The sequence below is a fragment of the Fibrobacter sp. UWEL genome (genome assembly GCF_900142535.1).
Lineage (GTDB): Bacteria > Fibrobacterota > Fibrobacteria > Fibrobacterales > Fibrobacteraceae > Fibrobacter.
The window spans coordinates 40,395-60,347 of the sequence record NZ_FRBE01000001.1 but is presented as its reverse complement, the minus strand read 5'-3'; the positions used below and the strand labels follow the sequence as shown (position 1 = coordinate 60,347).

The window sequence follows — 19,953 nt, the reverse complement described above, 5'->3', positions numbered from 1 at the left end:
AGTTATATTCCGCTCATGGAACCTGAAATCAAGTCCTATACAGTCTCTCAATACATGACATCCCTGAAAAGGAGGGTGGAGGAAACCCCCGCCGTCTGGGTTCGTGGCGTAATTACCCAAATTACCCGTAAGCCCAACATTCTGTATTTGACTATTGCGGACTTTGAAGAAGGGAATGTCAAGCCCATTGCTGTAGTGAATCTTTCCTGTTTCGCAGGCCGATTTGCGGCCATCCAGGCAAAGATTGCGGGATGCGGACAGCCCTTTGAACTGAAGGACCAGTTGAAAGTCAGTTTTCTGATTAAGGCAGAACTGTATGTTCCCTACGGAAAGCTGCAAGCCCAAATTCTCGATATTGATCCGGTTTACACCGTAGGCGAACTGGCCCTCACCAAACAGGCCATCCTGAAGCGTCTTGCTCTGGAAGGACTGCTGGAAAAGAACAAGGAATTGGAACTGGCTGAAGTTCCCTTGCGCGTGGGGCTCATTACCGGCGAAGGTACTGCGGCATATAAGGATTTCACCACCAAGTTGGAGGAATCCCCCTTCCGTTTCACAGTTGTGACCGTCTACGCCAAGATGCAAGGTCCCGAAACGGAACCTTCCATTCTTGCGGCTTTAGCAAAGCTGGCAGAAGATGAATCTCTGGACGTGGTTTGCATTGTCCGCGGGGGCGGTTCCAAGACAGACTTGAATTTCTTTGACAGTGAAGCCTTGTGCCGTGCAGTTGCCAACTATCACATTCCCGTATTTACAGGCATCGGCCACGAAATTGACAGGAGCCTTCTAGACGAAGTTTCCTACCAGTATTGCATTACCCCGACGGATACAGCAAAACGTTTAATTGACCGCGTATTGGAAAGCTATAGCGCGTTGGTCCGTACCGCACAGGACATTGCCAACAATTCCAAGGACATGATCGCTGAACACAAGCAGAACTTGACTTCCGTAGCAAATAGCCTTCAACAGAAAGTCATGGGAAAGATACAAGGCGAGAAAACAACGCTTGTAATTTGCGGAAACAATCTGAAGCGTGATCTACAGTACATCATTCGCAGCGAAACAGATCGCCTAGACCGAAACTGTGAAGGTTTAAGGCAAGGCACCCGCAAGATTCTTGATCTAGAAAAGGCAAAATTTAGTTTGTTAGAAACAAAGGTCAATGCAGCCAATCCCGAAAACATTCTTGCCAAAGGATATTCCCTCACTCTAGACGCCTCCGGAAAATTCATCCGTAGCGCAAGCCAGTTAAAAACCGGCGATAAGCTAACCTCAAGATTCCACGACGGCGAAGTCACCTCCGTGGTGCAGTAAAACAACTTACAAAAGCGCCTAGTTTGCATTTGGCCATGCTAGGCTAGCATTTTGTCATGCCCGGCTTGACCGGGCATCTAGCATTACTCACCAACAAACAAATCATTCCATTCAGGATTCATTTTGCATATTAAAGCATTTTTCCATTGACGATTCCAATGCTTTAATTGTTTTTCCCGAGCGATAGCATCCGTAATCGATTGAAATTCTTCAAAGTATACCAACTTATCTACATGATACTTTGCTGTAAAGCCCTTGACGTTTATTTCCGACTTGTGCTCTACAACACGACGCTTCAAATCATTCGTAACACCAACATATAGAACCGCATTTGTAGAATTCGCCATTATATATGTGACATAAGGAGTTATGCTGTTTTCTTTCATACGCAAAACATATAAAAGTTCAAACGTCATAATGTGACAGCTAGCTCCCCCGTCAAGCGGGGGATGACGAACGAAACGAGCGGGAGATGACAAGCTGTTACTGAAACACGGGCAGTGTTTCGATTTTTACAAAACGTTTGGTAGTGGCATCCAGCTTAAAATAGCGGACGGCATCACCTAGGGAAAGCATAACGTAGACAGGTGTCAGGATTTGTAGGTACTTGTTCAGCTGTTGCTGGAGAGAGGGCCAGTTGTATTCCCCAGGAGCTTTACATTCCACCAGCAGCCATGGCTTCTCGACGGTAGCCCCATCGCGAAAGTTATGGACCATAATGTCCACGCGGTCATCAGTCTTTGGGTCCACCGCATTTAGCGGGAACTCCACCGCGATCAAATGCTCCGGAACCTTAACCTGCTCCAACAAGTATCGAATGGTAGCCTGACGGACGTGTTCTTCGGGCGTCGCAGGAACATCCTTCTTGCGGATGGGATCAAATAAGGTTTCATTAGCCATGAGCGGAAAAATAAAAAAGTTCGGCACCATGTCTTGACATCCCCCCATACCCAAAGTATATTTTGAGCCATGAAGCAAATCTTTGAACAGATCATCATCGCAGCAGCGATTGCGGCAGGCGCGGCGGAAGCACGAGCCTGTGTTAAATCATGCGCGACTGTTCAGGAATTGTAAAGGTCTGTGGAACAAAAACAACGAAGCAGACAAAAAGGAATTCAAAGGGCAGTCCCGCAAGGACAGCCCTTTTTGTTTTACCCGAATTTAAACCAAAACCCGAAACCAAAGGAAATTCAAAATCAAATTTTATCTATTATTAAACGGTAAATTATTTGAATTTTCAATACGATACAGGAGTATAAAATGAGAAAGCGTTTGCTTACTGATGGCGCCAAGGAACTGTCTTACGAAATCCGTGAGATCGTGAAGAAGGCGAACCTTCTGAAAACGCTGGGCATGCCGAACATCCACTGGGAAAACATTGGTGACCCCATTGAAAAGAAGTGCGAAGTGCCCGAATGGATCAAGGACATCGTTGTGGACCTTTCCAAGACCAACCGTAGCTACGGTTACTGCCCGTCCAAGGGTATGCTGGAAACCCGCGAATTCCTGGTGAAGGAAACCAACAAGCTGGGCGGCGCTCAGATTACCGTCGACGACATTCTGTTCTTCAACGGCCTTGGCGATGCAATCGCTACCATGTACAGCCTTCTGTCCATGACCACCCGCATTATCGGACCTTCCCCGGCATACAGCACCCACAGTTCTGCAGAAGCTGCCCACGCTCATGCTCCCGCTATTACCTATAGCCTCAAGCCCGAAAACCACTGGTATCCGGACCTGGAAGAACTTGAAAACAAGGTGAAGTACAACCCCAACGTGGCTGGCATCCTGATTCTGAATCCGGATAATCCCACCGGCATGGTTTACCCGCTGGAAATTTTGCAGAAGATCGTTGATATCGCCAAGCGTTATAACCTCTTCATTATCTGCGACGAAATCTATAACAAGATTACCTACAATGGAGCTCACGCCTACGCTCTGGCCGAATACATCGGCGACGTTCCGGCTATCGCTCTCAAGGGCATCTCCAAGGAATATCCGTGGCCGGGCGCACGTTGCGGCTGGGCAGAATACTACAACCGCGACAAGGACGAACAGTTCGACGCCTTCTGCCGCGCTCTTGACAACGCCAAGATGGTTGAAGTCTGCTCCACCACCCTCCCCCAGATGACCATTCCTCGCGTACTGGGCGATCCTCGCTTTATGGAACACCGCCAGGCTCTTAACGAAAAGATTGGCCGTCGCTCCGCCATCATTAACGAAATCCTTTCCGACATTCCGGAACTGTATTTCAACCCCACCTACGGTGCATTCTACAACACCATCATCTTCCGTGAAGGCGTTCTGAACAAGCACCAGACCATGAAGATTGACAATCCTCGCATCAAGGCCAAGGTGGAAGAATGGTGTTCCAAGACTGATAACCTGGACTACCGCTTCGTGTACTACCTGTTGGGCGCAAAGGGAATTTGCGTTGTGCCTAGCACCAGTTTCTGCACCGACCTCAAGGGCTTCCGCGTGACGCTCCTTGAAGAAGATGAAAAGGAACTGCGCAGCGTGTTCACCACCATCCACGACGCCATCATCGAATACTTGCACAGCTAATTCCGCGGCAGTATTAAGATGAAATCTTTCGATCTTCAAGTCAAGAATGTTTCCAAGAGCTTCGGCGAAAAGGCCGTGCTCAAGGGAATTGACGTATTCATCAAAGACGGTCAGTTTGTCACATTGCTTGGTCCTTCCGGTTGCGGAAAGACCACGCTCCTCCGTATTATCGCCGGTTTTGAAAAGGCCGACGCAGGCGAAGTGATTCTTAGTGGCGAAGTTATTTCTAACAGGTCGCCCGCGCACCGCCCCATCAATACGGTGTTCCAAAGTTACGCACTATTCCCCCATCTGAATGTGTTCAACAACATCGCATTCGGCCTCAAGAGCCACAAGGTACCTAAGGACGAAATCGAGAAACGCGTGAACGCCATGATGGAAATGGTGAACATCACCGACTTGAAGAACGAAATGCCCGCAACCTTGAGCGGCGGTCAGAAGCAGCGTGTTGCCTTGGCCCGCGCCTTGGTGAACGAGCCCGACATCCTTTTGCTGGACGAGCCCCTCAGCGCTCTTGACGCAAACCTGCGTAAAAAACTCCAGGTGGAACTGAAGGAAGTCCAGAAGAAGACCGACACTACTTTCATTATGGTGACCCACGACCAGGACGAAGCGATTGCAGTAAGCGACCGCGTGCTGGTGATGTACAAAGGCGCCATCGTGCAAGACGGCACTCCCGAGGACGTCTACGAGCATCCGGTGAATCGTTTTGTGGCAACCTTCATGGGTGAATGCAACATCCTTGAAAGCGAACGAATTGCAGACAAACTAACAAAAGTCGCTTTTGGCGAACTGGTGCTTGAAAAGGACCCGCAGTGGGCTGCAGGTGGCATCGCCATCCGTATGGAAGACATCCATGTTTGCACTGCAGGCGAAAACTTCGACAACAACGTTTTTGACGCCCGAATCTTGGAACGCATTTTCCGCGGCGACTACTGGGAACTGATTGCAGAACTCCCCGGAGTTGGTAACGCAGAAAGTCTCAAGCTTCGCGTCATGACCGACCCCGATGAAATCTACAATCCCGGCGACCAGGTCAAGCTGTACATGGAACCGCAATACCTGCAGGTTCTCGCAGACTAAAGAATAGGAGGAAACAAAGTGGCTGGAAAAATCTACGAGATGTCCAACAAAATTTCTACAAAACACAAGCTTACCATTGCACTGACGATTTTCATCGTTATCGTAATCGCGGTTCTCTGGAGCTCCATTTTCGGATACAACTCCGCCACCCAGATTCTGGTGAAGCAGAGCCCGTTTGGCGAGATGTCCTGTATTGACCATGCAGGCTTTTACTTCAAGGGTTTTGGAACCATTTACGAATACGACCGCACCAAGGATTTCTACTTCAATTCTTCTAACGAAAAGGTGAAGGGACAGTCTTGGGAAGGAGATGACACCGACGAAGATGACATTTCCGTTACCCTCTCTCGTAACGCAAACGCAGACATCTCCGGCTACCTCAAGTATCAGCTTCCCACCGTTTGCGAAGAACTGATCAAGATCCATATGGACCAACGCGGCGACCGTCAATTGAAACACGGACTCGTCCGTAATGCAGTTCTTTCCGCAGTACGTAAGACCGCTCCGCTGTTTACCGCAGAAGAAGCCAAGGTCACAAAGATTGCAGAATTCCGCCGTCTGGCAGAAGACCAGCTCATCTACGGCGAATACCTGACCACCACTGAAATTCGCGAAGAAAAAGTGGGCGAAGACGAAGTGGATTCCACCGGAAGAGTCACCAAGAAGGCAGAAAGCCAGCAATATACTGTTACCAAGCTAGCTTTGGATGCCCAGGGTCAGCGAGTGCTTATCAAGGAATCCGCTCTCAAGCAGTACAACATCCGCATTCTTCAGTTCGAAATCCAGAACGTTAAGCTGGATGCCAAGGCCCAGCAGCAGCTGGACATCGTGAAGGAACGTGAAATGAAGCGCGTAGCCGAACGTACCGCCTCCGAAACCGCAAAGCAGCAGGCCATTACCGCCGAAGCAGAAGGTAAGGCAAAGGTGGCTAAGGAAAAGGCCGAACAGGAAGTGGTGAAGATCCGCGAAGTGACTCAGGCCGAAAAGGAACGTGATGTGGCCATCCTGAATGCCCAGAAGGAAAAGGAAGTGGCACGTCTCGCTGCAGAAAAGGCTATTGAAGATGCAAAGCGTATCCGCGCCGAAGGTGAAGCAGAAGCTGCAGCCAACCGCGCCAAGGTCCAGGCAGGTCTTACTCCGCAGGAAGCCGCCGAATGGGCATACAAGACTAAGGTAGGCGTGGCAGAAGCTCTGGCCAAGTCCAGCCATCCTCTGGTACCCTCCATCATGATGGGTGGTGCAGACGGTAAGGGCGGTAGCACCGCTATGGACGCCGTAGGTCTTAAGTACCTGATGGATATTAACGAAAAGCTGTCTAAATAGCCATTGACAGCCTGGGAAGTTCTTACTATATTTGGGCGCACCTAAGAAAAGCCCAGGTAGCTCAGTGGTAGAGCACTTCCTTGGTAAGGAAGAGGTCTCGGGTCCGACTCCCGATCTGGGCTCTACAAGACAATCCGTCAGCAGTGCTGGCGGATTTCTTTTTTAGGGGAACTTTTTAAATCGGAACCTTTGTGACATCTTTATAAGTTGCGACTTAATCTGCATTTGACTATCTTTTTTATATGCAGACAGAAGTTTTCGAAGGCAAACTCACTACCCGCAGCCGCATGCGAAAATTCGGAGCACTCCTAACAGGTCCCGGAATTTTGTGGCTTACAGTTTTTTTGCTGTTACCTACCCTTTTCCTGATGGTTCTTGCGTTTGCCCAACGCGGAAGCTATGGCAGCATCAACTGGGATTTTTCCATCGAGAACCTTAGACGCCTTGTGGGCTTCAGCTCCTTCGGTTGGTCTCCCGACAATCTGCTGATTCTCTGGCGTAGTCTGAAAATTGCAGTGGTCACCACGATTCTCTGCATCGCCTTTGGTCTCCCTATGGCATTCTGGATTGCCAATCACGGCAAATCCATGCGAGCATTTCTTTTTGCACTCATTATGGTCCCCAGCTGTACCAACCTGGTGATTCGCACTTCCGCCTGGATGACTTTACTGGGTCCCGACATGTTCCCTGCGGATATCGCTCGATTCTTCGGCGTTATCGGCGAAGGAGAATCCCTTTACCCGGGCAGTTTTGCAGTCTATATCGGCATGGTCAGTTCCATGTTGCCTTTCGCGGTCCTCCCCCTCTACACCAGCGTTGAACGTTTGGATTGGGGCGTGGTGGAAGCTAGCCGTGACTTGTACGCAGGTCCCTTCCGTACTTTCTATCACGGCATTTTATCCCAGATGATGCCAGGCATTGTGGCAAGCGTCATCTTGACTTTGGTCCCTAGTCTCGGTATGTACGTCATCAGCGACCTACTGGGCGGAGGCAAATACATGCTGATCGGAAACCTGATCCAGCAGCAGTTCGGTGCAGCCATGGACTGGCCCTTCGGCGCCATGCTGGGTTCTGTATTGATTATCTGCAGTGTGATTAGTCTTGTGATTTTCCAGAGAGTGGGAGGGAAGAATTTTGTCTAAGAAGAAACTTCCCTTTATTACCGTAATTCTTTCCATCATCGGTTTTATCCTGCTTTACCTCCCTATGTTCCTGGTGGTAGAACAGAGTTTTAACGCTAGTAAGCACGGGCAAAGCTGGGGCGGATTCACCCTGAGTTGGTACACAGGACTTGTTGACAACGCCATGGTGCAAACCACCACCGTCAACACTTTAATTCTTGCGGTGGTCAGCACCTTAATCGCAACCGTTCTAGGAACCATTCTCGCCATCGGTATTTACCGCACACCCTGGGGTAAGAAGATGCAATATTTTTACGATATGAGCATCAACGTTCCCGTGGTCACGCCGGATATCCTGATGGCTATTGCTCTTGTTTCCGTATTCGCGCTTTTCCGCAGCTGGACGTCTATTTTTGATCCTGGTATGTTGACTATGGTCATCGCCCACGTCACTCTGGAAATCAGCTTTGTGGTTCTCGTGGTACAAAGCCGTCTGGTAAGCATCGGCAAGGACCAAATCGAGGCTGCCCGCGACCTTTACGCAAGCACGGCCGGAGCATGGTTCCGCGTTATCATCCCGCAACTTTCTACTGCAATTGTTTCCGGAGCACTTCTGGCGTTCACACTATCTCTGGACGATTTCATCCTCAGTTTCTTCACTAGTGGGCCAGAATCCCAGACTTTGCCCCTATACATCTACGGTTCCCTGAAACGCGGTATTTCTCCCCAGATTCATGCACTGTCCTCCATCATCTTTGGCCTAACCCTTTTCGTCATGATCTTGATGGTGCTCAAGGGCATCCGTAAGGAACGCAAGCTTTCGAGAAAAGCCTAACACATCTTACAAACTTGCTTTATTTGACGCCGCTCACTTTGAAAAAGGCGGTTTTCTATGTATTTTTTTTGATAAGTATAATCCTCCTTCATTTAAAGGCCAATAAATGAAAAAGATTTTTCTTGTAATGTCCCTCCTTCTGGCAGCCGCACTTTTCGTAGGCTGTAACGAAGAAAAAAACACCGAAAAGCCGACCAAGGTCACTGTAATGATTTACAGTGAGTACATTGATCCGGAAATGCTAACAGAATTCCAGTTGAAAACAGGCTACAAGCTCCAGCTGGAACTTTACGAAGCCCAGGAAGAAATGATTGGTAAGCTTCAGGCATCCGGCACCAGCCAGTACGATGTGATCATTGCAAGTGACGTGGTGATTCAGCAGATGATCCACCTGGGACTTCTCCAGGCAATCGACACCAACAAGGTCCCCAATCGCATTAATATCGCAGACCAGTTCAGGAATCCTAGCTACGACCCCACCAACAGCTACTCCATTCCCTACCTGTGGGGAACCACCGGCATTCTCTATAATGATAGCACCATTGATCCCATGAAGGTCAGCTACTCCATGCTGTTTGACCCCAAGCAGACCAAGGGTAACTTCAGCCTGCTGGAAGAAAGCCGTTCCATGCTTTCCATGGCTTTGCAGGCCAAAGGCTATGACGCAAACTCTGTAGACCCCAAGCAAATCAACGAAGCTGTGGATTATATTCTCCAGGCAAAGAAGGATCCCCACTTCCTGGGTTTCGATGGTTCCGTAGGTGGCAAGGACAAGGTTCTTTCCAAGATGGACAGGGCTGCAATCGTATTTAACGGCGAAGCAATGGCCGCCATCGAAGAAAATCCCCATCTTCAATTTGCAATTCCCACCGAAGGCTCCTTCATGTGGGTTGATGCCATGCTGTTAAGCGCCAAGGCTCCCAATCCGGAAGGCGCCTACGCATTCATGAACTACATTCTGGAAGCGAAAACAGGCGCCCAGCTAGCAAAGTTCATCAATTACGCTACCCCCAACAAGGCATCTCTGGAAGTCATTGACGAAGACTTCAAGAACAACCGCGTGATCAACCCCTCCAAGGAAGAAATCGACCGTATGGTATTCCTAAAGGATCCGGGAGACGCAGCAAGACTCTTCGACGAAGCCTGGACAATCGTAAAGACTCGTTAGCCCGTCGTCGAAATACGAACCTCCGGTCGCTAACGAGTCCCGCAGGAGCACAACGCGTACTTGATAGATATTTCGGGATAGCGCGTACTTGAAAGATGGTTCAGGATTGCGTACTTGATAGATATTTCGGGTAACGGAGAAAGTCCCGCTTTAAAGCGGGGCTTTCTTCATATTCCTTTAATACTAGCTTATTTAGCCGCCGGGTTCCGTTATGCCTCGGCTCTCTTGATCGGGAGCGGAGCGAAGGGAGGTTCCAGTTCGATGCTAATGGGACAGTGATCCGAGCCTTTTACATCCGTATGGATACTGGAGGCAACGATATTGGGAGCAAGACCTGCATCCACAAATGCATAATCCAGGCGCCACCCCACGTTGCGGGCACGAGCGCCAAAGCGATTGCTCCACCAGGAGTAAATGTCCCGCTGGTCCGGATGCAGCTGGCGGAAGCTGTCCACAAAACCGTTTTCTACATACTTGTCCATCCAGGCACGTTCAATGGGCAGGAAGCCACTGACGTTTTCGTTTTCCTTGGGACGGGCAATATCGATTTCCTTGTGGCAGGTATTGTAGTCGCCTACGGTAACCACATGCTTGCCGTTACTGATCCAGCGCTTGCAATTTTCCAAGAAGGCGTCGTAAAAACGCAACTTGTAATCCAGTCGGTCATTGCCGGAGCCCCCATTAGGGAAATAAATGCAGTTCAGGACCCAATCCGGGAAAACCAGCTGGAGTACACGACCTTCACAATCGAATTCTTCAATATCAAAGCCATAGTTCACCTGGTCCGGCTCAATCTGAGTCAATACACCAACGCCGCTATAGCCCTTCTTGCGAGCACAGGGATTCCAGTAGGATGTATATCCCTCCGCCTTGGTAATGCTCTCGGGAATCTGGTCCTTTTCGGCACGAACTTCCTGCAAGCACAGGATATCGGGCTTAACAGAGTTAAACCAGCCCTCAAAATCCTTCTTTAATGCAGAGCGAATGCCGTTGACATTCCAGCTGTAAATATTCATTTGTTACCCAATCTTAATTCCGGGGCACAATTATAGCTATTTAATTTGTCAGCGCAAGGACACAAAAGAGAAGGTAACGTAAAGTTTACAAAAGTTCGTTTTTTCCCAAATTTTTCCACAAACTTTTAAACATTATTGCACAAAAAAAATTTACATAAGCAAATTATAATGTATATTTAAAACCATGAAATCTAAAATTTTGCTGCTCTCTAGCATTGTAATGCTCTCTCTCATGGCCGGCTGCGCTGGCTCTAATAATGGCGAAAACTTGGAAGTTCCTACCAACCTTCCCCCGATTTGCCGCGACATCGACTTTGTGGAGCAGCCTGATATGCGCGAAATGTGCGGCGTCCGCACGGTTCGTACCCTGGCCTATAAAAACGTTCCTCAACAGCGCTACCTGATCAAGCCTCAGGAAACTTCCATCGTGAAGAGTGGCGACAAGATGGAACTCCGTTTCCAGAACTCTCTGCCGATTTATCTGGACGGTCCTATCACTAACGAAATTCTGTTCAACCAGGATAAGCGACTGGAAAAGATCAAGAATACCTACGACTACCACGAAATTTACACCAGCAAGTCTGATCGAATCCGTATTTTCAAGATGGGCATTCCCACCGATATGGGTACCAACTATAATTTCTGCTTCCGTATCCCCGAAAAGAAGGGTAAGGAAAGAACTCGTAACCGCGCTATGGGTAACCACATTGAAACCATGAGTTGCGCTGATTACGACAAGTTGGTCGCTGACGAACAGAAGAGAAGAGCAAAGTAAGCACTTCTTGCCTCAGTTTAGAAAAGGTCCCCCATAAGGGGGCCTTTTTTTTGCTAAATTTGCCCCGTAAAACGAGAATTTAAGGCATTTATGGCAACCGAAAATAAACATATCCACAACGCCCTCAGGCAGGTCCATGTAGACACATCCTGCACATCCGTTGCCGGCTTTTCCATTTCGGGTCTTGCCACCTACTTACAGATGCCCGAGTTGGATTTTTGCATCGATATGGGAGAATGTCCCCTATCCGCAACATCCATCAATCACGTATTCCTAACGCACGCCCACGGGGATCACGGCCGTTGCCTCATGCGTCACCACAGCCTTCGCAAGATGATGGGCGTGGAACGAGACAGCATCTACTACATGCCGGATTTTATCTGCGAAGGCGCCAAGGAATGGATCCGCGCAGAAGCCATGTTTGAAGGGGTTCCCGAAAACAAGTTCAGGTATCCCAACATCGTCCCGGTAAGTCCCAACGAAATGCGTTTCCTGGATTACCGCAAGGACCTTGCCCTGGAAGTTTTTGAGGTAAAGCATTCCATCCCCGCTATGGGCGGAACCCTTTACCATTACAAAAGAAAACTGAAGGATGAATTCCTGAATTGTACTCCGGCGGAGCTGATTGAACATCGCAAAAACAAGGTGGAAATCACCCGTGAAGTTTACGACCCTCTGGTCAGTTTCATGGGAGACTGTATGGGAGAAAGCCTGCTGGACAACTATCGAGTTTTCCAGTCCAAGGTCCTGATTACAGAATGTACTTTCCTTTCGCCGGAAGATGAATCCATGAGCGTAAAGAAGGGACACAGCCACATTAACGACATCGTGAAGGCCCTGAATGAAATGGGCGATAGCGTGAAGTGCGAAAAGATTATCCTAAGTCATTTTTCCATGAAGTATTCGGACCGCTACATTCGTGACGTGATCGCGAAGAGCATTCCGGAAAAGTTTATGGACCGCATTGTCGTCCTGCTTTAAAATGAATTGTGAAAGATGAAGAATGGTAAATAATATGAGTGAAGAAAAAATCGAAATCGTTGAAGGCGAAGAAGCCGTTGAAAAGGAAGTGGTCATTCCGGAATTTTTCCGTGACCTGAAGGAAGACGAAAACGCAAAGAGCCTCTGGCACTACGTGTTCCGTACCAACGGAGACCGCAAGCCCATCGCCACACCCGATGGACTCCCCCACAAGTTGGACTTTGACTGGAAGGACATGTTCCCCGGCCATAACGACCACATCGAAGTGGAAATCGGTTCCGGCAAGGGCAGCTTCATTTCTGACTATGCAGCAAAGCACCCGGACTATTACATCATGGGTAGCGAATGGGACTACACCTGGGCAGCATTCGCCCAGCGCAAGATGAACAAGGCTGGCGTTCTGGAAAACGCAAGCATGCTTCGCGGTGACGTGTTCTACTTCCTCCGTGATGCCGTAAAGGACAACACCGTGGACGCATTCCACATGTATTTCCCGGATCCGTGGCCCAAGGAACGCCACCACAAGAACCGCTTGCTCCGCCCCGACTTTTTGGAACAGGTGGCTCGCGTGCTGAAGCCCGGCAAGAGAATTTTCTACTGGGGTACCGACCACAAGGAATACAACGAAGTAGCCCTAGAAGTGTTTGACAATTTCCCCGGCTGTAAGGTTCTGGTTCGTAATGAAGCTGAACCTACAGAAGGCATCATGACCGGTTTCGAAAAGAAGTACCGCAAGGAAGGCCGCCCCATTTATCGCAGCATCGTGGAGTTCGAGAAATAAAATTCTAATTGTCATTTCCTGACACTTGATTTTTTCTAGTTTATTTGCACTATGTTGAAGTCACTTTCTATTAACGGTTTTACTTTGATTGCCCAGGCGGAAGTTCCTTTCCGCAAGGGATTTACAGCCATCACTGGTGAAACTGGTGCGGGTAAGTCCGTACTGCTTCGTGCCCTGCGAATCGTTTGCGGCGACAAGGCCCAAGGTTCCATGGTCCGCACTGGCGAAGAGAAAGCTGTTGTAGAAGCGACTTTCGATATTAGCGAAGAACCGCAAGTCCAGAAAATTCTTGAAGATATGGGAATTGATCCGGACGACGAACTGGTAATCCGCCGTGAAGTAACGGAAAGCGGTAAGGGCCGTGCCCGCGTCAACGGCTCTATGGTGAACCTGTCCGACTTACAGCGACTGGGCGAAGAGTTGATCCAGATGCATGGACAGAGCGAGCAGCTATTGCTCCGCGATACACGTACCCACGTTAAGATGCTGGACGACTACGCAGGCAACAGCCCGTTACTTGAAGAATACACCAAGCTGTGGCTCCAGTGGAACGAAATCCAGAATAAGATTTCCGAGACAGAAGAACGAGCAAAGAATCTCGCTGCACAAAAAGACTTCCTGAAATTCCAGTACGACGAACTTTCCAAGGCCGCCTTGAAAGAAGGTGAAGAAGAAGCCCTGGAAGACAAGGTCAATAGCGCAAGCAAGAGCGAAGCGGAACACCGTCTTCTCAATGAAATCCAGGGAATGCTCGCTGGCGAGAACGGCTTGTTGGACCAGATGCAGATTCTGCAATCCAAGATGCATTCTCTGGCAATCAAGTGCCCGAATTATGAAGAAGACTTGAAGGCTTTGGAAGAAGTTTACGACCCCTTCGAAAGTATCTGCAAGGATTTGCAACGACTTCGTCCGTCTGCAGCCATGAGCGCTGCAGAAATTGACAAGGCAAATAGTCGCATTGCACAAATCCAGAAACTGAAGCGCAAGTACCGTACCGATGTTTCCGGATTAATTGCCCTGACAGAACAGCGTCAGGAAGAACTTTCCAGCCTAGAAAATCTGGATGCCGACCTGGAAGAACTGGGCCGTCAGTCCAAGAAAACTCTGAATGAAGTGGAAAAAATTGCAGGTCAGCTTACTGCGGCAAGAACAGAAGCAGCCAAGCGTTACGACAGTGCCGTTAGCGACATCCTGCATACACTGGGTATGCCCAAGGCAGAATTCAGTACTTCTATTGAAAAGCAGGCATTGACATCACTGGGCGCAGACCGAGTCGAATTCCTGCTGGCACCCAACCCGGGCGAAGGCCGCAAGAGTTTGCAGAAGGCAGTCTCCGGCGGTGAACTTTCCCGTCTGTTGCTAGCCATCAAGAGTGTCATGGCGGAACTGGACAAGGTTCCCCTGCTGATTTTTGACGAAGTGGATTCCGGTATTAGCGGCGAAGTAGGCAACAGTATTGGGGTAGCCCTCCGCAACTTGGGCAAGCACCACCAGGTTTTGACCATCACCCACTTGCATCAGGTTGCAAGCCGTGCAGCCAACCAGCTGGCGGTCAGCAAGAAGGAAATCGACGGACGTACATTTACTTCCGTGGTGGAATTGGACCGAGAAGGCCGTATTGCAGAAATATCCCGAATGTTGGGTGGTGATTCCGAGACGGTTCGGGAACACGCCAAGCAACTGCTTGATGAAAATTTATAGATTTTAGGTCAAGTTCTAAGAAGTTACAAAATGAGTGAAGAAGTAAAACAAACTGACATTCTCAATCTTCCGGAAAAGCAAAAGGAAGAAGTTAGACTCCGTACTAGAATCTGGAGCGTCCTAAGAGCGCTGGTTTTTGTTGCCGTCATCGTCTTTATCTGGCAAGGCATGGCAAAGACAGCTACCGCCTTCGTTGTAATGGCAATGATTATGGGCTGGGTGAACCTTTACCAGCTTCACTCCCAGGAAGTGGAAAAGCCTTATTATAGGCTGTGGCTGAACTTCATTGACGGAATGCTGTCCTTTGTGGTCATGACCAGCATTTTCGTTCGCGACTTGATGAAGGAAGCTTCTGCAGAAAAATTGCTGGCCGTTGGCTGCGTGTTATTGCTAGCTCGTTTAATCGCCCATACCCTTTTCTCCCTGGGCGTTCTCCGCGAAGGCAAGCAACTCCCCCGCAAGCGACGCTGGAGCAAACTCTGCAACATTTCCATCACAGTCACTATGGCGGTGTATCTTTTGAATCTGGAAGACTACCAGCAGATTTGCATGGTCACCTCCATGTTGCTTATGGGCGCCAGCACCGCAGCATACGCCTACTGGTACTATCGCGATCCCGCACACCGCAAGCCTCTTTCTATCGCAAGCCAGCTGACCATGAGCCGCATTGTGTTGACTCCCTTCTTCCTGTGGGTGTTCTTCTACGACAACGACTTGGATTACAGCAACAACAGCCTGGTATTCAAAGTTCTTTCCCTGCTGATGGTCCTGGGCTTTATGCTTACCGATTTTCTGGACGGCAAACTGGCCCGCGCAATGGGAGAAGTAAGTACCTTGGGTAAATATCTTGATCCGTTCAGCGACAAGATTTCCAATATGACTATTTTCATGTGCTTTATCGCTACGGGTTATGCCCCCGTGTGGATGGTAGCGGTGATTTACTTCCGTGAATCCAGCGTGGAAACCCTACGTACTCTTGCAGCAAGTGAAGGTTTGATTATGCCGGCCCGCCGTAGCGGCAAGTGGAAGACCGCACTCCAGGGAATGGGCATCGTGGCAATTCTTTTAGGAGCCATTGATCCGGTGCGAGCTCTGATTCCTGGATTTAACGACATTTGGAGCTATTTCCCCACCATCGTAATGGGCGTCATTACCACAGTTACGGTGCTGAGCGGCGTGGATTATTTCGTATCCAGCAAGCATATTCTGAAGAAGTTCGTATAATTCTTTACAAAAACCCTTGACATAGCTAGAGGGTTTTTCTATATATGGAGTCACTTCGACGCGGGGTAGAGCAGTTGGTAGCTCGTCGGGCTCATAACCCGGAGGTCGCAGCGTTCAAGTCCTGCCCCCGCTACTACACAAAAAGTCCAGCTTTTTAGCTGGACTTTTTGTTTGGAACAAGGGGAGGGAAAATATTCCCTCCCCTTGGATCCCCTTCCTTTTACTGCAGGCCCCCAATCCTTTACAGTAGACTCCCACTCACTTAGTGCAGGGCTGGACGTACATTCCTTTACCTATTTTCTACATTTGGGATATGTCTCGAATGTCTGAAGAAGAAGCTCTTGATTTGTTTTTGAACGCCCCCTTGGACGAGCTTTGTGCTCGCGCCAATGCAGAAAAGGAACGTCGTCACGGGAAGTCCGTTTACTGGGTGAATAACCGTCAGATCAACTACACCAACGTTTGTGTTCTGCATTGCAAGTTCTGCGCCTTCAGCAAGATCAAGAAGGATAGCCCCACGGCTTATGACTGGGACTACCCCACTATTCGCGACAAGGCAGCGTTCGCCATTGAAGGTGGAGCCCGCGAGCTCCATATTGTCGGCGGTCTTCATCCGGACCATCCCTTCGATTACTACATCGAAATGCTCCGCAAGCTCCGTCAGGAATTCCCCAAGGTGAACCTGAAGGCATTTACCGCCGTAGAAATTGCACACTTTGCAAAAATCTCTGGACAGACGCCCCTGCAGATTATGGAAACTCTAAAAGCCTCCGGTCTTGATGCGCTTCCTGGTGGCGGTGCCGAAATTCTAGTACAGGACATCCGCGATCAGATTTGCCCGGGTAAGGAAACCGGCGAAGAATGGCTGGACGTGCATCGCGCAGCCCACAAGATTGGCATTCCCACCAACGCAACCATGCTGTTCGGCCACATCGAAAAGCCGGAACACCGCATCGCCCATATGAAGATGCTCCGCGACCTGCAGGACGAAGCTCCCGGTTTCTTTGCGTTCATCCCTCTGGTTTATCATCCGGAGCACAATGCCCTTCACAATATTGTACCCGAGATGACGTCCCAGGAAGACATTCTCCGTACGATTGCCGTAGCTCGCTTGTTCCTAGACAACTTCCCTCACATCAAGGCATACTGGATCCAGATGGGTATTGAAACCGCCATGAAGGCTCTTCACTCCGGAGCAAGCGATCTGGACGGCACCATCATCGAAGAAAAAATCACTCATGCCGCCGGCGCCAAGGTACCCGTTGGGATGAGTCCGGAACGAATGAAGAACCTTATTCTGAACGAAGGCCTAGAACCGGTGGAACGCGACGCCCTCTACGAGCGTTTTAATTAACAGTCCTGTCGAATAATCGGCAGACTTTTTGACGATTTACAAATCACCTACGATAATAATATCGAGGGATTTATGAATCGTCATTTTTTATTCAAGACATTTTTCGTTCTGCTGCAAATTGTCATGGTAGGCCTTACCGCATTCTGTCTGTACAAGGTGAATCTTCTAACCTCCGCTATCTCAACAGAGCATGTTCCAGAGAGTTCCTACAGTTCCGACAACGTGGACTCAAGTAAGCGCGAGCTTCCCCGTAACATGCCCCACATGGAATTGACGGAACTTCTGGGAACACTGACTAGTCGACAGCCCAACGAAAAGCCTTCGGAATATGGTTGTTGTTCCAGCATGCGCGCAGGCGCTGAACCGAATACGAAAATTTTCTGGAAACAATCGGGTGTCACGGAAACTGAAATGAATTTCTTTATGTTCCACAAAAGTGGCGACGGCCGCCAGGGAGAAGTCTACATCAGTATTGAAGGCAAGCCCACCAAACAAATTCTAGACACGGTGATGAAACCTCTGCCCTGGAATGTATATCTATTCGGTCCCAATCCTCACCTAGTGTACGACATCTTCCTTACCTCCGATTTTGACTGGGAGGATTACCAGGATTTTGGAGAATATCTAGAACAGAAAAAATGGGCCAAACATTTGACAGAGTTGAATTCCAACGAAATGGGCTGTCATTCCCAATGGTACGAAGTGCGACTCCCCGCTGCAGGAAACAAGAGGCATCAACCCTTCTGGATGGCTATTTTCTGGGATGCAGGCAATCGAAGCGGCACGGTCCTAATTTGGATTGTATTCAACAAACCCGAAACAAACGATCTACGTTGCAATCTTTTAAACGAAGATTTCGACAACCCCGAAAAAAGAATTTTCCTTATGAGCTAGTAAATTACAAACTCTGGATTCTTTGAACGGCCTGGGAGAACAATGAGGGTTCTTGCAACAAACTAACGACAACCCATCCATCCTCTTCAAAATCAAAGAAGAAACCGGGCTGAACCAACACATGCTTTTCGCGCAACAGTCGAAGAGTCAATTCTTCGTCATCATCTCCTAAGTGGAGAACCGCATACCAACCACCCAAAACCTTGGGACAATACTTGCTGGGGAACGCATTGCATAGCGTTTCCCAATTTTGTTTGAGTCGTTGGGTCACCAAGGTCTCGTAATGAGAAGAGTTCGCCAGGAGCGGAGCCGCCAGAGACTGGGCGCAGGAAGAGGCACTCAGGTAAGCGTCTTCCACAAATTCAAGAGCAGCACGAATTTCCTCAAAATGTTCCCGAGGGGCATAGAACGCCATCCAGCCGAACTTCAGCTGGGGAGCGCCCACCGCCTTACTTAACCCATTGAGCCAGAAGATAGGACACTTGGGACCATCAACAGGCGCGAAAACAAAATCATTTCCACCACAGTCGAAATAATCCTCATTCGCCATTTCCGATTCTGATGAACTTGTCATTCCCGGCTTGACCGGGAATCTAGCATCTAGATCCTCGCCTTCGCGAGGATGACACGTTTCGCGGGTCAAGTACTGCCAGCTGCGTTTGACTTCATCGCTAAAGCCGTAGTCGCCGAAGACTTCATCCACCACTAGGACCAAATTGTTCTCTTCGCAGAAGCGAACCACTTCGTTCCATTCCTGCAGGGAGACAATGTGCCCCGTGGGATTATGGGGTGAAACCAACAGAAGGATGCGTGCATTTTCGGGAGCGGCCAGCAGACTGTCCGTATCCAGCACGAAGCGGAACTGTGGGGCATTTTCGCGACCGCCTACACCCTCAACGTCAGCTTTCAACTGCGCCAAAGTGCGGCGAGGTTTCTCGCGAATTAACTTCAAGAAGTATGGCGCACATTCCAGATGTTCCAGCTGAGCCAACGTATCCAACAGCGGGTAGCCAGGCATGGGCGTCAAAATGGCGTCACCGGGATTGCAGAAGGTCTTGAATAATACGGAGTAGGCTTCGCTGGTACTGGCGGTAACGATGACCTGATTGGGAGTGAACACTCCCCCACGTTCCTTGTAATAGCGAGCAACTGCTTCACGGGCCTCACGCCATCCGGAGGCGTCCGGAGACCAATGGCCGAACTGTTTGCGAGCTTCATCAACCGCGGAGTCCAACTCTACCGGCAGTCCAACGCGGACAGGCGAACTGACGGTCATATCAATGAGCGCGGCGCAACTACCAGCGGCACATTCTGCAGCCACCTGAGCCTTCGTCTTTTCCAATTCAGCAAAAAAAGGACTTGGGGTCAAGTCCTTCGGAAGACGATCTGATAATTTAACGCCCTGGATTGCCACGTCGCTTCGCTCCTCGCAATGACGTTAAACTTATTTCTTCTTTTGTTTCTTGATGAATCCCACCAAAATGGTGGAAATCAAGATTCCCGCAGGAACACAAACAGCGATAGTCAGCAGAATGATCTTCTGCAAGTCGCTCATGTCCTTCAGAGACTGCTTGAACGCTTTTAAGCGAGCAAGAAGACCTTTAGGCGCTTGAGCCTCACCGTTTTCAGAATCACCAGCGGAACCGTCCTGCGGATTAGAACCGGACAGCTTCGGCATGGGAATCTTACCCAGCAAAGTACAGGTAGCCGACTTAATCGGATCCACGAAGCCATGGACTTTCGCCTTGGCTCCATCGACTTTTCGCTTAATTGGATTCGTCAGTCGTGCAAACATAAATACCTACGGATTGGATTCTT

General features: G+C 49.3%; 19 protein-coding genes and 2 tRNA genes. 16 read left to right on the top strand and 5 right to left on the bottom strand.

Translation table 11 applies throughout. From position 1 onward, the window contains the following. Window positions 1-15: 15 nt before the first annotated feature. Window positions 16-1,314: an exodeoxyribonuclease VII large subunit gene (gene xseA / locus BUB59_RS00265; protein WP_073224503.1), complete on the top strand. Its 1,299-nt coding sequence runs from the start codon at window positions 16-18 to the stop codon at window positions 1,312-1,314. Between the two features lie 83 nt (window positions 1,315-1,397). Here xseA and BUB59_RS00260 read toward each other — a convergent pair whose 3' ends face one another. Both BUB59_RS00260 and BUB59_RS00255 read right to left on the bottom strand, forming a co-directional pair. Further along, window positions 1,398-1,730 (bottom strand): GIY-YIG nuclease family protein, encoded by a 333-nt coding sequence (locus BUB59_RS00260; RefSeq protein WP_234979878.1) that lies wholly within the window; start codon window positions 1,728-1,730, stop codon window positions 1,398-1,400. 67 nt (window positions 1,731-1,797) lie between these two features. Continuing rightward, entirely contained in the window at window positions 1,798-2,214 is a 417-nt protein-coding gene (locus BUB59_RS00255; RefSeq protein WP_073224921.1) for a type I restriction enzyme HsdR N-terminal domain-containing protein, read from the bottom strand. 360 nt (window positions 2,215-2,574) lie between these two features. Between BUB59_RS00255 and BUB59_RS00250 the strand changes: the two genes are divergently transcribed. The 7 genes from BUB59_RS00250 (at window position 2,575) to BUB59_RS00220 (ending at window position 9,409) form a co-directional block, all read left to right on the top strand. Next, window positions 2,575-3,879, top strand: coding sequence for a pyridoxal phosphate-dependent aminotransferase (locus tag BUB59_RS00250; protein ID WP_073224501.1), 1,305 nt, complete (start codon window positions 2,575-2,577; stop codon window positions 3,877-3,879). A gap of 18 nt (window positions 3,880-3,897) precedes the next feature. Further along, the gene (locus BUB59_RS00245) at window positions 3,898-4,962 is read left to right on the top strand and encodes an ABC transporter ATP-binding protein (RefSeq protein WP_073224499.1); all 1,065 of its coding nucleotides are present in this window, start codon (window positions 3,898-3,900) and stop codon (window positions 4,960-4,962) included. Window positions 4,963-4,980: 18 nt separating this feature from the next. Then, window positions 4,981-6,285, top strand: coding sequence for a flotillin family protein (locus tag BUB59_RS00240; RefSeq protein ID WP_234979877.1), 1,305 nt, complete (start codon window positions 4,981-4,983; stop codon window positions 6,283-6,285). Window positions 6,286-6,335: 50 nt separating this feature from the next. Continuing rightward, window positions 6,336-6,407, top strand: a tRNA-Thr gene (locus BUB59_RS00235). 120 nt (window positions 6,408-6,527) lie between these two features. Continuing rightward, entirely contained in the window at window positions 6,528-7,427 is a 900-nt protein-coding gene (locus tag BUB59_RS00230) for an ABC transporter permease (protein ID WP_073224495.1), read from the top strand. Then, on the top strand, window positions 7,420-8,241 hold the full coding sequence (locus BUB59_RS00225) for an ABC transporter permease (RefSeq protein ID WP_073224493.1): 822 nt from the start codon (window positions 7,420-7,422) through the stop codon (window positions 8,239-8,241). Before BUB59_RS00230 ends, BUB59_RS00225 begins: the two co-directional genes overlap by 8 nt. 106 nt (window positions 8,242-8,347) lie before the next feature. Next, entirely contained in the window at window positions 8,348-9,409 is a 1,062-nt protein-coding gene (locus tag BUB59_RS00220; RefSeq protein WP_073224491.1) for a polyamine ABC transporter substrate-binding protein, read from the top strand. A 209-nt stretch (window positions 9,410-9,618) separates the two neighbouring features. Here BUB59_RS00220 and BUB59_RS00215 read toward each other — a convergent pair whose 3' ends face one another. After that, window positions 9,619-10,425 (bottom strand): exodeoxyribonuclease III, encoded by an 807-nt coding sequence (locus BUB59_RS00215; RefSeq protein ID WP_073224489.1) that lies wholly within the window; start codon window positions 10,423-10,425, stop codon window positions 9,619-9,621. A gap of 184 nt (window positions 10,426-10,609) precedes the next feature. On the opposite strand from BUB59_RS00215, the gene BUB59_RS00210 reads away from it, so the two are divergent. From BUB59_RS00210 to BUB59_RS00175, 8 genes are all read left to right on the top strand, one after another. Further along, window positions 10,610-11,200 carry a hypothetical protein gene (locus tag BUB59_RS00210; protein WP_073224487.1) on the top strand — a complete coding sequence of 197 codons (591 nt, stop codon included), beginning with the start codon at window positions 10,610-10,612 and terminating at the stop codon, window positions 11,198-11,200. A gap of 90 nt (window positions 11,201-11,290) precedes the next feature. Then, the gene (locus BUB59_RS00205; RefSeq protein WP_073224485.1) at window positions 11,291-12,181 is read left to right on the top strand and encodes an MBL fold metallo-hydrolase; all 891 of its coding nucleotides are present in this window, start codon (window positions 11,291-11,293) and stop codon (window positions 12,179-12,181) included. A 34-nt stretch (window positions 12,182-12,215) separates the two neighbouring features. Then, on the top strand, window positions 12,216-12,962 hold the full coding sequence (gene trmB / locus BUB59_RS00200) for a tRNA (guanosine(46)-N7)-methyltransferase TrmB (protein WP_073224919.1): 747 nt from the start codon (window positions 12,216-12,218) through the stop codon (window positions 12,960-12,962). Between the two features lie 51 nt (window positions 12,963-13,013). Beyond that, window positions 13,014-14,663, top strand: a complete 1,650-nt coding sequence (gene recN, locus BUB59_RS00195) for a DNA repair protein RecN (protein ID WP_073224483.1) — start codon at window positions 13,014-13,016, stop codon at window positions 14,661-14,663. Between the two features lie 30 nt (window positions 14,664-14,693). Continuing rightward, complete coding sequence (locus BUB59_RS00190; protein WP_073224481.1) at window positions 14,694-15,887, top strand: CDP-alcohol phosphatidyltransferase family protein; 1,194 nt, start codon at window positions 14,694-14,696, stop codon at window positions 15,885-15,887. Window positions 15,888-15,946: 59 nt separating this feature from the next. After that, a tRNA-Met gene (locus BUB59_RS00185) sits at window positions 15,947-16,020 on the top strand. Window positions 16,021-16,200: 180 nt separating this feature from the next. Beyond that, on the top strand, window positions 16,201-17,241 hold the full coding sequence (gene mqnE, locus BUB59_RS00180; protein ID WP_073224479.1) for an aminofutalosine synthase MqnE: 1,041 nt from the start codon (window positions 16,201-16,203) through the stop codon (window positions 17,239-17,241). A gap of 72 nt (window positions 17,242-17,313) precedes the next feature. After that, window positions 17,314-18,135, top strand: a complete 822-nt coding sequence (locus BUB59_RS00175) for a hypothetical protein (RefSeq protein ID WP_073224477.1) — start codon at window positions 17,314-17,316, stop codon at window positions 18,133-18,135. Between the two features lie 4 nt (window positions 18,136-18,139). Here BUB59_RS00175 and BUB59_RS00170 read toward each other — a convergent pair whose 3' ends face one another. Both BUB59_RS00170 and BUB59_RS00165 read right to left on the bottom strand, forming a co-directional pair. After that, entirely contained in the window at window positions 18,140-19,477 is a 1,338-nt protein-coding gene (locus BUB59_RS00170) for a pyridoxal phosphate-dependent aminotransferase (protein WP_234979876.1), read from the bottom strand. A gap of 102 nt (window positions 19,478-19,579) precedes the next feature. Then, complete coding sequence (locus tag BUB59_RS00165; protein ID WP_073224474.1) at window positions 19,580-19,930, bottom strand: hypothetical protein; 351 nt, start codon at window positions 19,928-19,930, stop codon at window positions 19,580-19,582. Window positions 19,931-19,953 lie beyond the last annotated feature (23 nt).

Excerpts from the sequence above, each read along its gene's own strand:
- xseA (WP_073224503.1), top strand. The coding sequence starts at position 16 with ATGGAACCTGAAATCAAGTCCTATACAGTCTCTCAATACATGACATCC.
- BUB59_RS00260 (WP_234979878.1), bottom strand. The coding sequence starts at position 1,730 with ATGACGTTTGAACTTTTATATGTTTTGCGTATGAAAGAAAACAGCATA.
- BUB59_RS00255 (WP_073224921.1), bottom strand. The coding sequence starts at position 2,214 with ATGGCTAATGAAACCTTATTTGATCCCATCCGCAAGAAGGATGTTCCT.
- BUB59_RS00250 (WP_073224501.1), top strand. The coding sequence starts at position 2,575 with ATGAGAAAGCGTTTGCTTACTGATGGCGCCAAGGAACTGTCTTACGAA.
- BUB59_RS00245 (WP_073224499.1), top strand. The coding sequence starts at position 3,898 with ATGAAATCTTTCGATCTTCAAGTCAAGAATGTTTCCAAGAGCTTCGGC.
- BUB59_RS00230 (WP_073224495.1), top strand. The coding sequence starts at position 6,528 with ATGCAGACAGAAGTTTTCGAAGGCAAACTCACTACCCGCAGCCGCATG.
- BUB59_RS00220 (WP_073224491.1), top strand. The coding sequence starts at position 8,348 with ATGAAAAAGATTTTTCTTGTAATGTCCCTCCTTCTGGCAGCCGCACTT.
- BUB59_RS00215 (WP_073224489.1), bottom strand. The coding sequence starts at position 10,425 with ATGAATATTTACAGCTGGAATGTCAACGGCATTCGCTCTGCATTAAAG.
- BUB59_RS00210 (WP_073224487.1), top strand. The coding sequence starts at position 10,610 with ATGAAATCTAAAATTTTGCTGCTCTCTAGCATTGTAATGCTCTCTCTC.
- BUB59_RS00205 (WP_073224485.1), top strand. The coding sequence starts at position 11,291 with ATGGCAACCGAAAATAAACATATCCACAACGCCCTCAGGCAGGTCCAT.
- trmB (WP_073224919.1), top strand. The coding sequence starts at position 12,216 with ATGAGTGAAGAAAAAATCGAAATCGTTGAAGGCGAAGAAGCCGTTGAA.
- recN (WP_073224483.1), top strand. The coding sequence starts at position 13,014 with ATGTTGAAGTCACTTTCTATTAACGGTTTTACTTTGATTGCCCAGGCG.
- BUB59_RS00190 (WP_073224481.1), top strand. The coding sequence starts at position 14,694 with ATGAGTGAAGAAGTAAAACAAACTGACATTCTCAATCTTCCGGAAAAG.
- mqnE (WP_073224479.1), top strand. The coding sequence starts at position 16,201 with ATGTCTCGAATGTCTGAAGAAGAAGCTCTTGATTTGTTTTTGAACGCC.
- BUB59_RS00175 (WP_073224477.1), top strand. The coding sequence starts at position 17,314 with ATGAATCGTCATTTTTTATTCAAGACATTTTTCGTTCTGCTGCAAATT.
- BUB59_RS00165 (WP_073224474.1), bottom strand. The coding sequence starts at position 19,930 with ATGTTTGCACGACTGACGAATCCAATTAAGCGAAAAGTCGATGGAGCC.